Source organism: Paenibacillus alginolyticus DSM 5050 = NBRC 15375 (genome assembly GCF_000422905.1).
In the GTDB taxonomy this organism is placed as follows: Bacteria; Bacillota; Bacilli; order Paenibacillales; family NBRC-103111; genus Paenibacillus_E; species Paenibacillus_E alginolyticus.
The window spans coordinates 1-16,790 of sequence record NZ_AUGY01000129.1; the positions used below are offsets into that span (position 1 = coordinate 1).

14 protein-coding genes are annotated in these 16,790 nt (G+C 43.7%); 6 read left to right on the top strand and 8 right to left on the bottom strand.

Annotated features, from left to right (window positions below; all coding sequences use genetic code 11):
• Positions 1-455 precede the first annotated feature (455 nt).
• The 4 genes from G519_RS0134470 to G519_RS0134485 form a co-directional block, all read right to left on the bottom strand.
• Positions 456-1,604 (bottom strand): virulence factor, encoded by a 1,149-nt coding sequence (locus G519_RS0134470; RefSeq protein ID WP_029198475.1) that lies wholly within the window; start codon positions 1,602-1,604, stop codon positions 456-458.
• Positions 1,605-1,695: 91 nt separating this feature from the next.
• Positions 1,696-2,283, bottom strand: a complete 588-nt coding sequence (locus G519_RS0134475) for a guanylate kinase (protein ID WP_029198476.1) — start codon at positions 2,281-2,283, stop codon at positions 1,696-1,698.
• 157 nt (positions 2,284-2,440) lie between these two features.
• Positions 2,441-4,486, bottom strand: coding sequence for a DEAD/DEAH box helicase (locus tag G519_RS0134480; protein ID WP_244280319.1), 2,046 nt, complete (start codon positions 4,484-4,486; stop codon positions 2,441-2,443).
• A gap of 132 nt (positions 4,487-4,618) precedes the next feature.
• Positions 4,619-5,305 (bottom strand): YhcN/YlaJ family sporulation lipoprotein, encoded by a 687-nt coding sequence (locus tag G519_RS0134485; protein WP_051253950.1) that lies wholly within the window; start codon positions 5,303-5,305, stop codon positions 4,619-4,621.
• A gap of 278 nt (positions 5,306-5,583) precedes the next feature.
• Here G519_RS0134485 and coxB point away from each other — a divergent pair, with 278 nt between their 5' ends.
• From coxB to G519_RS0134515, 6 genes are all read left to right on the top strand, one after another.
• Positions 5,584-6,600: a cytochrome c oxidase subunit II gene (gene coxB / locus G519_RS0134490; protein ID WP_029198479.1), complete on the top strand. Its 1,017-nt coding sequence runs from the start codon at positions 5,584-5,586 to the stop codon at positions 6,598-6,600.
• Positions 6,601-6,666: 66 nt separating this feature from the next.
• Positions 6,667-8,499 carry a cytochrome c oxidase subunit I gene (gene ctaD / locus G519_RS0134495; protein WP_174806688.1) on the top strand — a complete coding sequence of 611 codons (1,833 nt, stop codon included), beginning with the start codon at positions 6,667-6,669 and terminating at the stop codon, positions 8,497-8,499.
• Positions 8,496-9,110 (top strand): cytochrome c oxidase subunit 3, encoded by a 615-nt coding sequence (locus tag G519_RS0134500; protein ID WP_029198481.1) that lies wholly within the window; start codon positions 8,496-8,498, stop codon positions 9,108-9,110. Before ctaD ends, G519_RS0134500 begins: the two co-directional genes overlap by 4 nt.
• A 1-nt stretch (position 9,111) precedes the next feature.
• The gene (locus G519_RS0134505) at positions 9,112-9,429 is read left to right on the top strand and encodes a cytochrome C oxidase subunit IV family protein (protein WP_029198482.1); all 318 of its coding nucleotides are present in this window, start codon (positions 9,112-9,114) and stop codon (positions 9,427-9,429) included.
• Between the two features lie 75 nt (positions 9,430-9,504).
• Entirely contained in the window at positions 9,505-10,362 is an 858-nt protein-coding gene (locus G519_RS46055) for a cytochrome c oxidase assembly protein (protein ID WP_051253951.1), read from the top strand.
• Positions 10,363-10,377: 15 nt separating this feature from the next.
• The gene (locus G519_RS0134515; RefSeq protein ID WP_029198483.1) at positions 10,378-10,833 is read left to right on the top strand and encodes a DUF420 domain-containing protein; all 456 of its coding nucleotides are present in this window, start codon (positions 10,378-10,380) and stop codon (positions 10,831-10,833) included.
• A gap of 207 nt (positions 10,834-11,040) precedes the next feature.
• Here G519_RS0134515 and G519_RS0134525 read toward each other — a convergent pair whose 3' ends face one another.
• The 4 genes from G519_RS0134525 to G519_RS48165 form a co-directional block, all read right to left on the bottom strand.
• Entirely contained in the window at positions 11,041-11,748 is a 708-nt protein-coding gene (locus tag G519_RS0134525; protein WP_244280320.1) for a glycosyltransferase family 2 protein, read from the bottom strand.
• A gap of 38 nt (positions 11,749-11,786) precedes the next feature.
• Positions 11,787-12,203, bottom strand: coding sequence for a protein kinase family protein (locus tag G519_RS46060; protein ID WP_051253952.1), 417 nt, complete (start codon positions 12,201-12,203; stop codon positions 11,787-11,789).
• Positions 12,204-12,319: 116 nt separating this feature from the next.
• Complete coding sequence (locus tag G519_RS48160; protein ID WP_029198485.1) at positions 12,320-13,744, bottom strand: DUF7948 domain-containing protein; 1,425 nt, start codon at positions 13,742-13,744, stop codon at positions 12,320-12,322.
• A gap of 176 nt (positions 13,745-13,920) precedes the next feature.
• Positions 13,921-16,518, bottom strand: coding sequence for a PAS domain S-box protein (locus G519_RS48165; protein WP_051253953.1), 2,598 nt, complete (start codon positions 16,516-16,518; stop codon positions 13,921-13,923).
• Between the last annotated feature and the right edge of the window lie 272 nt (positions 16,519-16,790).

A 16,790-nucleotide genomic window follows, 5' to 3' on the forward strand; every position in this document is an offset into this window, starting at 1 on the left:
GCTAAAGTTATTGCGAATCTATTTCTATGATAGCTGGTCTAACTTTGTAAATGCTGTCTTTCGCCCGCCAAGTAGAACTTCAAAGGGTCGACAGAAGACGAGCAAGACAAAAGAACGGCTAAGTTCACAGCGCATCATAGTGAGAGAATAGCGGAGACACAAGAATAAAATGTAAATTAATGGTAAAAACGCGTCATTTTCTGTAGTCTTTACTTTTTTGGCTTGTACCCAAAAAACGAAATGGTAATAAATACAAGATATTAAACAAATTGTATTTAGACATACAGCCCTTCTAATCATGTCAGCTTTTTAGCATCGGTAGTGTATTTTTTACAACATTCGTGAGGAAAACGGCGATTAGCTTGCTTAGAAGTTGTACAGCGTACAACTTTGTACGGAGAAGCAAGCAATGCTGCTTCAGCAGTAGTAAGGTTTTCACACAATCTCCCCGAACACTATTCGTTTCTACGGGTCATTTGCTGCCATACGGAGCCTTCGGCGGCATGACCGCCTTCGATGCGCTCGAGTGCGATTTTCACTTGCATGCGCACCTCGAATTCAGGATCGTCGACAGCTTCGTGCAGGGCACTCAGCGCAGTGTTGTCTCCCACTTCGTACAAAAAGCGCGCCGCGCGCCAGCGGACTAGCTTGTTGCGGTCTTTGAGCGCTTTGGCCATTGCCGGTATGGCGGCAGGGTCCCCAATGTCGGACAGCGTATCGCCTGCAGTCCGCCGAACGGAAGGTGTATCGTCCTCGAGGGCACGATACAGGAAGGGCAGTACCTCGGGTTCCTTGATATCCCCGAGGTATACGGTCGCCAGTCGCCGAATCGACGTGTTCTCGTCCTGCAGGGCATGGACGAGAAGCGGCAGCGTCGTAAGCGACGGCTGGATCTTCTGAAGCGCGGCGTAGCGCAGCTTCCAGTCGCTGTTGCGCAGCTGCGCAAGGGCTGCGCTAGCGTCTTCAACCTCCGCGGATTCTCTAGCGGAGGTTCCTTCCGAGGTCTCCTGCATCGCGAGGGAGACCAAGCTTTCGACGCGGGCGTCGTCGTAAGAAGCGTCCAGCTCCTGGACGACTTCACCCGCGATGTCCGCGAGCTCGCCGTAGCGTACGCCGAGCTCCTCGAGCTTCCGCTCCTTAATCAGGTTCGGCGATGCCGTACCTGCGCGAACGGCCGCCTCCGTGAAGCGCTGCGGCATGCCTACGCGAACTTCATCTGCGCCAGCACGCACCCTCACCTGGAGCGGGATGCCGCGAAACATCTGCACGAGGACTTGTGCCTCACCGAATGCGGCTTCAGCCGTGGGCTGCTGTTCCGGAGGCAGGCCTCCGTCTGCAGATGGCTGCGCTTCGCCGAAAATCTCACGGGCTCTGGCCAGAATGAACTGCCAGTCCCCCTTAGAGGTACGGTCTAGGGCAATGAAGTCTGCTGCGTGGAACACACTTATCACGCCTTGAACAGCCAGTAATTGCCCGATATTTTCAGGTGTGTGCTTGCCGTTTTCTTTTGTATAGGTTTTCCGCACACCAGCAGGAAGCGACTCATCCATATTGAGCTTCATCGAATTCGGGCTAGGTGTTGGTTCAATAGATATAATTTTCAAGTGGACAACTCCTTTTAGAAGGCATTGCAGCCGCATGTGAAAAGACCCGGACGAAGTTCCGTCCAGGCCTGTTATAGGCATTTACTGCCGTTTAATCTAAATCAACTAGATTGCGATTTAAGTACTGATCCAATGTTTTCGTTAAATCAAACACGGTATGCGCCAGATCCACATTCTCGAATACATGATCACATTGGTCACGGAAAGCTAATTCATCTTCGTAATAAGAGAGATACTTCGAAATGACTTCTTCCGAGTCTCCACTTTCTTTCATCCGTTGTTCAAGTTTATCCCGACCGGCATGAATGAAGATAAGGACTACGTGATCTCCGTAAATCTTTTTGAGCGTTTCGGCGCCAAAGCGGTTCAAAATTAAATAAATACTTCCGCTAAGCTGGAACATGTGTTCAATATCTGCACTTTTGATACCATACAAATGGTCATTAACTGTACTAACCTCAATGAATTCACCGGCAGCTTGCGCTTTAACAAACTCGGCAGGAGAGATAAAGTGATAATCTTGACCATCTTCTTCGGTAGCCTTCGGAGGTCTGGTGGTGTAAGAGATGACCTGCTTCATGCCGAGCGTAGAGCCTGACATTTCCGCGACCGTCTTACGACCAGCACCGTGAGGACCGGTGAATACAAAAATCATTTCCTTGTCCTTTAATGCGTACATGGAACATACCTCCTTAATGGGAATTGTGGGGGGTAAATCCTACGTGCGTGCAACGGTATGAAACGATTTTTGATCAGTAGGATCACTTGCAACCGTAGTTATATTTTACAACGTTCGGGTTATTCGGTAAAGACTTGCGTGGAAAGCGCTTCTTTTCTTAGCGCTTTCCGCCGCGACCGCCACCGCGTGGTGCACTGCCGCGGGATCCGCCGGATTGCCCGCCGCGAGGCGAGCTGGATCTGTCGCCACGCGGCGCTCCGCCGCGTGCTCCAAAGCTATCACCGCGAGGTGCGCTGCCGCGAGCTCCACGCTCGGCACTATCGCCGCGTCCGCGTGCCTGGCCACTGCGATCGCCGCCAGCTTGCCCGCCGCGAGTCGCGCTCTGTCTGTCGCCCCGCGGCGCACCGCCGCGAGCCCCAAAGCCCTCGCCACGCGGCGCTGCTGCACCGCGAGCTCCGCGCTCCGCGCTGTCGCCACGGCCTTTGCCGCCGCGAATTGTGCGTGACGCGCTTGCTGCGTCATCACGCCCTGTGCCGGCATACTTGTTGTATGGCGAGTAAGACTTATCGCCATGAGGAGCAGAACGTCTGCGCTCCGTACCTTCAGCACGAGGCGCTCGTTCAGCTCCGTCTCCGCCGCTCCATGACTTGGTAACGCGTGCTTTAGCAGCGTTCATGTTGTCACCGCGGCCTGGTCCAGCATTCGCTGCTGCTGGACGTTCTTTACTCTCAGCGCGTCCCCATGTATTCGGATTACGTTCCGAATTGACCTTCGCAGGACGCGGGCCAGTACGTGCACTTCCAGGCGCAGCACTACGCGAACCGAATCTATCGCCTCTAGAGGACGAACTTTTCGTTCCGTACTGAACGTTGTCCCGACCGCCACGGCTTGCTTCGCGAGCGCCGGATCTTCCGCTGCGTCCGCCAGTTGCGCCGTTTCTTTCATTACGGCCCCCGCGTGATTGCCCGCCGCTGCTTCTGCGTGCGGAACCTCTACCTTCCGTGTCAACATATTCGTCAGAATTGGAACGAACACGTCTTTGTTGTTGCTCCGGACTTCTCAAAGACATCCGAATGCCTTTTTCGATTAATTCAATGGTAGGCATATCTCGCTGTGTAGCAAAAGTCACAGCTACACCTGATTCACCAGCACGGCCCGTTCGGCCAATACGGTGAATGTAGCTCTCGGCATCTTGCGGGACATCATAGTTGAAAATATGGGTGACCCCTTCAACATCCAAGCCGCGAGCTGCGATATCCGTTGCGACCAAGAGTTCGATTCGCCCGTCTCTGAAACGCTTCATGACTTGTTCGCGCTTCGCTTGAGACAAATCACCGTGAAGCTCATCCGACATTAAGCCAATTTCCTGCAAAACCTCATTGAGCGCTATAGCCTTAGCTTTCGTACGACAGAAAATCATAGCTAGATATGGCTTATATTCTTTAATAGCAGCTATCAAAGCATCTTGTTTGTCTCGATCTGTCGTTGGAACCAGGACTTGTTTAATTTCAGCCAAAGTCACTTGTTTGCTTTGAATCTTAATTTCCTTAGCTTCTTTCATATAAGCTTTGGATAGGTTTACGACCTGCTCAGGCATAGTTGCAGAGAAGAGAAGCGTTTGACGATAAGGGGATGTTTGGGAAATGATATCCTTCACTTCATGAAGGAAGCCCATATGCAGCATTTGATCAGCTTCATCTAATACAAGTATTTTTAATTTATAGAAGTTGATAGAACCGCGGCGAAGGTGATCGAGCAATCTACCCGGTGTTCCTACTACTATATGTATGTTGCCTTGTAGCTTTCTAAGCTGCTTTTCTACATCTTGCCCGCCATATGCAGCCAAAACCTTTGCTCCTGTAACAGGGACAAGGTTTTTCAGCTCGTTGCTAATTTGAATAGCTAATTCACGTGTCGGTGTCAAAATAAGTGCTTGGACATCTGGGCTTTCTACATCAATTGTTTCTAATATAGGAAGTACAAAGGCAAGGGTTTTACCAGTACCTGTTTGTGCCTGTGCGATAACATCTGTGCCTTTTAACAAAACAGGTATCGCTTCTTTCTGAATGGGGGTCGGTTCAACGACTCCTCCAGATTGTAATACGTGAACAAGACTTTCTCTAATTCCTAATGAGGCAAATCCGTTTGACATGGTAAATTGGCCAGCTCCCTTTTTCTTGCTTAATATAGGGACTTTGGTCATAGACCAGAGTCTCTCCTTGTTAAAGACGATTCCCTCATTGTACAGGAATGCCAGACAAATGAAAACAGGAGCCGACCAACAAGCAGCAAATACTACTTTATATAGAAGGAATTTTCTTTCGTAACTTCTACATTAGCCTCCAGGCAGCACTTGAGCTGTGCCGAAAACGCGCGTAACCGTTTGATTGAAATCCGGTAATAGCGGCATGAGTGAATTACCTTTCCAGCTTTCCAGCACATAACTATTCATTTTATTAAGGAAATCACGGTTTGCAGAGATGTAGACATCCAAGATGTTAGGCTGCAGCGTACGAATTTTTTCGGCCATGGCTTGTTTGAATCGATGTGAAAGCATATCGTGGTGCACGGCAGTTTCATAACTATTGTAACCATTGTTTAAATCATTGGACGGCATGGTGTCATTGAATGGCGCATGATCGTTGTATAAACCTTTGCTAGTACCCTGATTATTGGTCTCTCTAGTGGAACCCTTAGTACCAACAGCACTGCTGTCAATCATTAAAGCGACGTAAGCATTCTGATCTGTAGTCATCACGATGGCCGTATTAACCCCATTCATGGCATGTAATTGATTTGAAAGAAATTGGCTGTATTCCAGCTTGGCATTGTTATGCGTGACTGGACCAGAGAGCTGTTGGGTTTGATAAGCTCTCTCGGTTTCCTCTGTTTTTTCGACAGGGGCGCCAAAATTTGTGTGGTCGGGGCTTTTCCCATATTCTCTTCCTTCCTCTGCACAACCGGATAATATCAGCAGGAGGAATATTATTCCACATATCGGAAAACTTAACTTCCTGAGCATCAAAAGAGACCTCCCATATTCGTTGTAATGTTTATAGGATGGGATGTTTCTGCGCTTTTATTCGTGTTCTCAAATAAAGGCTTTTATGCATAAAGAAGCGGGTGTATGGAAATAACCATGGAGGGAAAATATATCGCTACAGAGCGGTTTAAGAACAATTTGTGAACTTCCCTCCAGCGATTGACAAAAACTTTTCACGAATTTATAGTTAATAAAGTGAATTGACATGGGCATGGCCTTCGTGGTAAAAATATTGTTTTAAAAGTGGGGTTGATACAATGAGTCGATTGAAAAAGTTATGGCGTCTGGTGCCCCTTTTAGCGGCAATGACGTTCTTGCTAACCGGGTGTGGAGACCCAACCTTGTCTGCTTTAGTGCCAAAAGGTCCAGTGGCAGCCGAGCAGCTTTATTTAATGAAATTAAGTCTCTTTATCATGGTTTTTGTCGTAATTGTCGTATTTGCAATTTATGTGTATGTGTTAATTCGCTTTCGTAAGCGTGAAGGTGATAATAGCATGCCTAAGCAAGTTGAAGGCAGCCATGTGCTTGAGATTATCTGGACAGTTGTTCCGATTCTCCTTCTGTTAGTGCTTGCGGTACCAACAGTATCCTACACATTTAAGCATTCAACGAATTACAATAAGGACAAAGCTGCGGTTCATGTCAAAGTAACTGCGCATCAATTCTGGTGGCAGTTTGAATATCCTGATTTAGGCATCGCTACAGCACAACAGCTTGTCATACCTAAGGATAAAATTATTGCATTCGATCTTGTTTCAGCTGATGTGAATCATGCATTCTGGGTACCATCCCTAGGTGGTAAGGTTGATACAAATCCAGGTATCCATAATACGCTTTATCTTCAAGCTGACGAAATCGCAACCTTCCAAGGAAGATGTGCAGAGCTTTGCGGAGCCTCGCATGCCTTGATGAACTTTACCGTTCAAGCGAAGTCCGAAGCCGATTTCAACGCTTGGGTCGCGAAAATGAAAGCTCCTGCTAGTGTGCCGGCAACTGCACAAAAAGGTGAAGAGCTTTTCAAAGAAAATTGCATGTCTTGTCATGCTGTTAATGCGAATGGTCCTGGTGTTGCTCCTAACCTCAAAGGTTTCGCAGATCGCGATACACTTGCCGGAATTCTGGAACACACTCCTGAGAAAATGGCATTGTGGATACATAATCCGCAAGACCAAAAACCGGGCAACAAAATGCCGGCTTTTGGTAAAGAAGTAGGTGGAAAGCTTGATGACGCTCAAATTAAAGATATTGTTCAGTACTTACAGACTTTGAAATAAACTTCTCAGGTAAAGGAGGTTAATACGTTGGCTCACTCTCACCCAGTAAAAAAACATACCGGTCTGATGGATTGGCTTACAACAGTCGATCATAAGAAAATCGGTATCCTGTACTTAATAGCGGGCGGTTTCTTCTTCCTCGTAGGAGGACTAGAAGCCATCTTGATTCGGATTCAACTCGCTTATCCCGATCAACACATTTTTATCGGTGATCAATTTAACCAATTAACGACGATGCATGGAACAACGATGATTTTCTTTGCAGCTATGCCGGTTATCTTTGCATTCATGAATGCCATCGTTCCTCTACAAATTGGTGCAAGGGACGTTGCATTCCCTTTCGTTAACTCACTTGGTCTCTGGTTGTTCATCGCAGGTGGTGTACTGATGAACACAAGTTGGTTCTTGGGTGGTGCACCTAATGCTGGTTGGACGGGATATGCTCCATTGTCCACGATAACGGACACCGGTTGGGGACAGACACTCCAACACAATCTTCAAGGTAGTGACTTTTATGTAATAGGGTTACAAATTGCCGGTATTGGTACACTAATTGGGGGGATTAACTTCCTAGTTACGATTATCAACATGCGTGCACCAGGTCTTACGTATATGCGTATGCCGATGTTCACATGGTCTGCTTTCATTACTTCAGCTTTGATCGTACTTGCATTTCCTGCGTTTACGGTTGCCCTTGTAGAACTTATGTTTGACCGTGTCTTCGGAGGTGCATTCTTCGATGCAGCTAGAGGCGGTAACAACGTATTATGGGAGCATTTATTCTGGATTTTCGGGCACCCCGAAGTTTACATTTTGATTCTTCCAGCATTCGGTATTATTTCTGAGATCGTTTCAACTTTCTCGAAAAAACGTCTTTTCGGGTACAGTTCCATGGTATTCGCGACAGTATTAATTGGTTTCCTAGGCTTCATGGTTTGGGTCCACCATATGTTTACAGCAGGTTTAGGTCCTGTTGCCAACTCCATCTTCTCGATTGCAACAATGGCTATTGCTGTACCTACGGGTGTGAAAATCTTTAACTGGTTATTTACCCTGTGGGGCGGACAAATTCGTTTCACAACAGCGAATATTTTCGCAACAGCGTTTATCCCGACTTTCGTAATGGGTGGAACAACGGGGGTTATGCTTGCGATTCCAGCAGCAGACTTTCAGTATCATGATACGTATTTCGTAGTCGCACACTTTCACTATGTTATCGTAGGTGGTCTAATACTTGGTTTGTTCGCAGGTCTTTACTACTGGTGGCCTAAAATGTTCGGTCGTATGTTGAACGAAGGACTAGGTAAATTGCATTTCTGGTTGTTCTTCATTGGTTTCCATCTGACATTCTTCCCGCAGCATTTCTTGGGACTCATGGGAATGCCGCGTCGTGTCTTTACGTACCAACCCGGACATGATCTGGAAGTAGGTAACTTGGTTTCAACCGTAGGTGCTTTCTTGATGGGTATCGGTACATTAGTATTCCTAATCAACATTATTGCAACAGCAAGAAAACCAATTACGGCTCCTGCAGATCCATGGGATGGTCGTACATTGGAGTGGGCGATTCCTTCACCTGCACCTGAGTATAACTTCAAACAAACTCCGCTTGTTCGCGGATTAGATGCACTTTGGAAAGAAAAAATGGCTGGTAACAAAGAGATGACTCCGGCAGAACCAGTTGGTTCGATCCATATGCCTTCCTCATCGATATTGCCGCTTGTTATGTCCGCCGGTTTATTCATTGCAGGCTTTGGTTTTATGTACAAAAATCACTATGTGGCCATTGCTGGTATGGCGGTTACATTCATTGCCATGTTCTTACGTTCCGTATATGATGATCATGGTTGGCATATTGAACCGGAAGAGCTTGAAGACGATAAGGGGGTAAAGGCATGAGTACTCATCATACGGGCGCATTGCCAGCTAATCCAGAAACAGCTACCCTCGAAGGGAAAAATAAAGTCCTCGGATTCTGGTTATTCCTTGGTGCCGAGGTTGTATTATTCGGTTGTTTATTCGCAACTTACATTGCGCTTCGAAACTCTGTTCCAGATGGTCCTACCGCGGCTGAACTTTTCAAGCTCAAATTAGTGGGCTGGTCTACCTTCATCCTCTTAACAAGTAGCTTAACGAGCGTGTTCGCGATTATGGCGATGCACAAACAAAAGCTTGGTCAATTGCTTGTATGGCTTGTGGTTACTGTTTTGCTCGGTCTTACCTTCTTAGGGCTTGAAATTAGTGAGTTTGTTGCGTATGTGCACGAAGGTCACAAGTTCACGACAAGTGCTTTCTCAACTTCGTTCTATACGTTGGTTGGGTTCCATGGAGCTCACGTTGCATTCGGTGTTTGCTGGATTACCTTGTTGATTCTTCAAGGATTGAAAAAAGGCCTTACAGTTGTTACTGCACCTAAGTTTTATGTAGCAGCCTTGTATTGGCACTTTATTGACTTAGTCTGGGTATTTATCTTCACAGTTGTTTATCTGATGGGGAAGGTGGGTCAATAAAATGAGCAGTAATTCTCATGATACATCCGCACCTAGCAAACGAGTTAAGCATGAATCACCTTTGAACCACTACTTGTCTTACATTATCTCGATTCTTCTCACGATGCTTGCATTCGCTGTCGTGTTATACGGAGACTTGGATCGTTCCTTTATTTTAATCTTCATCGTTACTTTGGCGCTTGTGCAAGCTGTCATCCAGCTTTTGTTCTGGATGCATGCCAAAGAAAGAGGACACTTATTCCCGCTAATTTTTATCGGGGGAGGAGCATTCGTAGCTCTAACTGGTGTTATTACAGCCGTATATTGGATGTGGTGGTAAGCCACCAGGAAGAGGCAACTTTGTCTAGACAAAGTGCCTCCTCTTTTTTTAGTTGAAAGGAGATAGAGATTAGCTATGAGCCAAATTGGTGGATTTTTCGATTTGTGGAATCCTATTGTACTGTTGGTGGTTGTCGTTGTCGGATATGTCTATAGTCGATTTGTCGCTAAGGGGAATGGGAATTTCGCAGATGCCGAGCCAGTTTCGGATAAGCAGAAGCTATGTTTCTATACGGGGCTTGCCCTGTTCTACATAGGACAAGGGAGTCCGATTAACTATATCGGTCATCATTATTTGTTCAGCGCACATATGCTGCAGCAAACGGTTCTATATTTAATTGTTCCTATATTTATATGGGTAGGTACGCCTGCATGGATACTCCGTCTTTTCATGAAAAATCGAGTATTCCGCGGCATATTTACATTTTTCACACGTCCGCTGATTGCGCTGTTTTTGTTCAACATGCTCTTCTCCATCTATCACATGCCTTTTATTATGGACGGTTTGATGAAGAATGATGTGTTACTTTTCAGTTATCATACAGTGCTTCTGATTACTGCGTTTATGATGTGGTTCCCTGTATTTTGTCCACTTCCGGAGATGAATCACCTGAATGACCTGAAGAAAATGGCGTATATTTTCGGCAATGGTATGTTGTTGACACCTGCCTGCGCGCTTATCATATTTGCAGAGTCGACAATTTATGATATGTATTCGAACGTTACTGTGCCTTTCACCCATTTGTCTCCGCTCGATGATCAACAGCTCGGCGGCGTTATTATGAAAATCATCCAGGAGATCGTATATGGAGCTACACTTGCCTATATTTTCTTCAGATGGTACCGTAGAGAGCGTAAGGATGATGACGATATGGATCTTGTGGAAACACAAGAGAGCTTGAATAACCAGGGCGGGAATTGGAATCGCGCATAGAAAGGATTTAGGGAGATGCACATTTTACCAACTATTTCTACGATGTTTATCGTTATCAGTGCCATATTTGTTGGTTTCGGCTGGTATCATATTGTAAGAGGGAATCGGGAAACGCATCAAAAGCTGATGGTTCTTGGAGCAATCTTCGCGCTGGCGTTTTTCATTATCTACATGTCCCGTACCTTGTTTGAAGGAAATACGGCATTTGGCGGGCCTGAGAGTCTGAAGCTGCCGTATCACTTATTCTTGTTCTTTCATATTACGTTGGCAACCGTGGGTGGAGTACTAGGTCTAATCACACTATGGTTTGCTTACAAAAACAAATTTCTAAAACATAAAAAAATCGGACGAGTCGCCGCGATCGTATGGCTGCTTACGGCGCCTACAGGCGTCCTGGTGTATGTTCTGCTTTATTTGATGTATCCAGGTGGGACGACGAAACCAGTGATTGATGCGATTTTTGGCTTGTAAGGAGAAGCTGAATGGGTGAGTTTTACTCACAACATTCAGCTTTTTTTGTTCTCGTTTTTTTCCGAATATTGTTAGCTGTGGTTGTTGAGATTTGATGGGGATGATTGAAATGTTTACGGGCATAATCCAGTGATATTCCTTGTGGTAATCAGTTATTTTAGCTAAACCCCAATATGACAGCCTTATCAGAGATTGATTTGAAATATCTTATTTTGCTCGGGTGCCCAATTTTCGGAAATTCCTGGTTTTTGCAACGATCTCGCTTCTTGAAATAAGGTGGTCATCACTGGCTTTCCATGTGTGGCTTTTTTTGTTTTTTCTGCGGATCATTACATAATTGTAAGGACTTGAGGAGTATACCTTAAAGCGATTTATCCTGCATCTTTTTGCAAAGATCACATCTTCATTTAATGAAATTTTTGGAAATCGGACTTTGTTGAAAACATGCCTTTTAAATAAGATGGTTCCACCGGTCACCCATTTAACGAATTTATGTTGTTTGTTGGGTGAATGGAGGACGAGCAGATCTTTCGTTTTGATAAAAGCTAGATAAGCTCTTTTTCCCACAACATGCGCTTTCGAACGACGCAGCGCTTTCATCTGCTCTGTCAAATAATATTTCGAGTAGTAGTCGTCATCATCGAATTTTGCTATATAGGGGTGCTTCGTCCGTTTTATAGCGTAATTCAGACACTCACCCAGAGAGACCTTTTCCCCCCTCCTGTAAACCGAAACATTTTTATGGTCTTTTGTTTTTTTGCGGTACTTAGATAATTTCATGCCGGTTTTATTTAATATGATAATTAATTCTTTTATCGGGTAACGCTGTCTTTCATAATTATCCAAAACATTACCAAAAAAACTGGGTCTATTCGTACATGTGATGATCGATACTCCCCGCTTTTTTTTGCTCACTATATCTCCTCCCGGAATTAAAAAAATACGTGCGCATTTCACTTTTTGCGGTGTTTTTTAAAATTCCCATAATCAATAATAACGATTCGTCCATTATTTTTTAAACGTAAGTTATTAGAATTAAGATCACGGGGAATGATTCCTTTCCTTATGAATCTGCTTTCCAATGCGAAAAGTTTACGCTTATATTTTTTTGATCTGGGAAACTTCCGTTTGTACTTTTTCATTATTAAAAAACGATATCCAAACCCATGAGTTATTACTTTTCCTAGGTATTTTTTTATCCGAGATGGAGCTGACTTATATATAATTACTTCTTTCTTATTGCTTGACCTTCCATTTTTAGATTTAGCAACTTTTATTACATGGCGATTATCCAAATCATGTACGACTCGCCACTTACCTATCCCGATAATTTTTTTTCCTTTTATCATTTTTTTAATCTTCTTCTTCATGTAACAATGTACCCCTCCCGTCATAAGGTGTATTGTTATTCTATTCAACCACGTTAATAAATTGAAAAATTTACCACAAATAGACACTCAGTGAAGAGGGGGCCAATGAAAAATTATTAAAATTGATATTGAAAATTTCCATAGTCAATCACAATGATCTCCCCGTTAGAATTTAGACGCAGGTTTTGATAATTGGGTCCATCTCGGCCTGATATTTCATAAGGAATTATTCGATTTTTCTTAAATTTACCTTTCATATCAAAAAATTTTTTCATATTTTCTTTATTTCTTCGGAAATTTATATAATAATTTTTCATTATTATCCAATTGAATCTATCATCGTGCTTTAGGATGTGACCAAGATGTTTTTTTATCTCGGATGGAGATGTCATGCATATGGTTACTTCTTTCTTGTTACTTTTTATCCCATATTTAGACTTAGCTACCTTTAGTACGTATCCATTACCCAGATCATATACAATTCGTCTTGAACCCAAACCAATAATGTTTTTTCCTCGAATCATTTTTTTAATATTTTTGTCTAATGAAACATGCTCCGCTCTCAGTGAGCGGTTGTCTGTTATTCTATTCGATTTACATATTCGTTTTCGTTTTTTGTGTGTTCGTGAACCCGACGGCCTATAAGGTCCAGGCTCACTTTGTAATCCTTGCGATTCGGGAGGCTCAGGGTAGCTTTCAAGACCTAGGGTTATTTGAGGTGTTGGTAAACTGACAGGTCCGGGTTCCCCCAGAAGTCCCAGCGGTCCTTGCATTACGGGGCAGGCTATAATTAATTCTTCTTGAATACCGCCTAAAGTAGTGGCAAAGCCGGGCGTGGTGGGGGAATTGGCGGAATTAATGTCTTCAATTTGGTATGCGTTATCAACTAAAGAATAACCTGTATGCTCGCCTTCGGTCATCTCAAATCCGACGCTTTGGCTTCCATTCTCTTCGGCCCTAATTACAAACCGGTATTCGACTGGTTTATAGATGTGATCCTTTTTCTGATAACCCACCGGTTTGAGGTCCATGAACGTCCCGAAGGGGGTAACGATCAACAAATTACCGGCGTCATCGATACGGATCTCATCTGCGCCCTCATAGATGAACCGAATATCCGCCATCCGGGCACCCGGCTGTAGCATCACATCATATTTCATACTCCCTTTGTTTCCATGAAATACCACGTCAATGCCAGGCCACAACTGCCTGTAGACGAGTTCCCTATAGGTGGGGAGATTCGAGAAATGTTCATTAGGATCGCTACCGCGTCCCGTTTCAGGTGATGCTCCTTCTGGGGTCACGTCAGAACGGGCATTCAAAAACCGCCGAGCCAGACTCAGCCTATGAATAAACGATAGTTTAGGATCAAACTCAAAGAAGGTCATCCCTACTTGTTCCTGGCTAAAGCTATAGCGAAATGCTCTGTCTTCCGCATAGAACTGAACCGATTCATTCAACTGTCCACCATTGGGAACAAACACTATAGGAAGCCCATAAGTCTCCAATACTCTATGTTTCGTCTCTTCATCAGGCTGCATGGGATTTCCCCTTTCTGATAGACTCATGCCATGAGCTCATTTACACTGATACATAGATACGTATATCTATATTTGCTTGATTGGGTATGCACCCTTAAATATATAAATAGGCATGAAACGTATTGAAAAAAGCACCCAATTGGGTGCTTTTAGTCTCATTTTTAACTGTCACCCCTTTAATGCGCAATAGGAAGACTTATCTCTATCGTTGTCCCTTTATTTTCCTCGCTAAACACCGCGATTTCTCCATGGTGATTCTCTATAATCCTTTTACTGACCATAAATCCTAGTCCGGTTCCCTTTTCTTTTGTTGTATAGAAGGGCTCACCTAGCCTAGAAAGAATGTATTCGGGAATCCCACATCCTTGGTCAATAAAGCGAAGTATGATATGATTTTCATTTTTACTTGTTACTTGAATAAAGAGATTTCCGCCCTTCGGCATAGCTTCAATACCGTTTTTAATAAAGTTAATACACACTTGTTTCAGTTGATTTTCATCACACAGAATAGTCGGGATATCCGGATCAAACTCCGTGATGATTTGAACATTGTTGATAATGGCTTGCGTATCTAATAGGGTGGTGACTTGTGCTAGGAGCATCCGAATGTCTTTGCGTTCTGTTTGAATGATTTGAGGCTTTGCAAGAATTAATAGTTCACTTAGAATCATTTCAATTCGTTCGATTTCGGAGGCCATGATGTCCAAATACATTTTTTTCTCGACGATGCCAGATTTCATGAGTTGAACGAATCCTTTAATTGCCGTGATCGGATTGCGAATTTCATGAGCAATTCCGGCCGCTAATTGACCCGCAATGGACAATTTTTCTGACCTAATCAATAGCTCTTCCGCTTGCTTTTTGTCAGTGATATCCCTTAGGATCACAGCCCAACCAGTAATATGTCCATTCTCTCTGCGCATAGTGAAAGTTGAAATCATAACCGTAAGGTTAACGCCATCTTTTCTTTTTCTAATGGTTTCAACTCCCTCGATGGTCTCAATGGATTTAATTCTTGCCAGATTATGAGCGACATCCGGTTTGAGTTCAAGAGGAATGTTGGGTAAATCAAGTACATGGAGTCCAATAATTTCGGGCTCTGTCCATCCATACGTTTTTTCAAAAGCCTGATTGATTCTTACTGCTATCCCTTCCAAATTAAGGATAAGAATCGGGTCCACATTTCGATCAATGAAGGATTCAAGCTGGTCTTTCGCTGCTTTCAGTTCTTGCTCCGCACGTTTTCTTTCACTAATATCTCTTCCCATAGCTAAGACTTTAACAATTTCCCCGTCTTCATTACGTATCATTTTTGCTGTTGTTTCAAACCAGACATAGTGTCCTTGTTTGTGACGAACTCGGCATGTAAAAGTATCTATATCTGATTTTTGCAGAATACTTTTATCAATAAAGGAAGTAACATCATCCGGGTGCCAGAAATCGGTTGCGATTTTGCCCACATACTCATCAGGCTCATATCCAAGCAATGTCTTAATGGCTGGGGAAGCATAACTAACTACGCCATCAGGCGTTGCAAACGTAATAATATCCTGCGCATTCTCTGAAATAAGTTGGTATAGATTTTGACTTTCTTCTAGCCTTTTCCACAATTCATTTCGGTATGTAATGTCACTGGCAATTCCGTAGACACCAATGACTTGCTGATTGACAAAGATCGGGACATTGGTCACATCGAAGGTTGTATATATTCCTTTCCTACATATACCTGTCGCTTCATATCGCTGCGCAAAACCTTTTGCTGCTTGATTGAAATGACGCTCTACCAGTTCTAAATCTGCAGGAACTGCGAACGAACGAAAGTTTATCGGATTCTCTAGCATTTCCTGTTTCGTATAACCCATCAGATCTTCAAAAGTTTGATTAATAGAGGTGTAGTTACCCTCCAAATCCATTGAATAAATTAGATCCGGATGATAGTCGAAAAGGGATTTATAACGCTGCTCGTTGTCCTGCAAGTTACGCTCTTTTTTGATTCGTTCGGTAATATCTCTGGAAACGACGATAATTTCTTTCGTCTCACCAGTTTCTGAATCGAGAAGGGAGCTGCTTATTGACTCGGTCCATATATAACTCCCATCCTTTTTTCGTAAACGAACAATCTTGTTAGACAGCGTGTCTGTCTGAAGAATAGCTATATGATCCTGAATTGCTATCGGGACATCCTCAGGATGAAGAAATTCATAACCTGCTTTCCCGATCATTTCTTCAGGCGAATACCCCAGAACTTCATAACAAGAAGGAGAAGCGTAGAGATACGTTCCGTCAGGGTTGTGCATGGTAATGAAATCAAATGCTTGCTCCACAACGGATCGGTAGCGTTGCTCTCTTTCTATTAAAAGGCGCTTTTTCTCCTGTATTTCGTTATCAGCGATCTTTTGATCGGTAATATTGATAACCTGAGATATGAAAAATTGGGGCTCTCCAGCTTTATTTTTCACTAAGGTGACCGTTATTTGTACCCAAATAATTTCGCCCTCTTGCTTAAACAGACGTTTTTCCATTTGGTAGGATTCTCTCATACCTTCTATTAATTGGTTCCTAAACGCAAGATCAAGGTCAAAATCATGGGGATGTGTTAGGTCTTGAACGTTCTTAAGGAGTAATTCTTCCTCAGATAAGCCTAAGATCGAGCAGACAGTTGAATTTGCTTTGAGAACGCTCCCATTAATGGCTACGAGAACCATGCCAATTGGAGCATATTGAAAGGCTTGAAAAAATAAGGTTTGATTCTCTAGCTGGTGCTCAATTACCATTTCGTACCCCCCCGATATAACTCGATGTATGAATTGTTCTATGGAATACACTACCGATGCTAAAAAGCTGACATGATTAGAAGGGCTGTATGTCTAAATACAATTTGTTTAATATCTTGTATTTATTACCATTTCGTTTTTTGGGTACAAGCCAAAAAAGTAAAGACTACAGAAAATGACGCGTTTTTACCATTAATTTACATTTTATTCTTGTGTCTCCGCTATTCTCTCACTATGATGCGCTGTGAACTTAGCCGTTCTTTTGTCTTGCT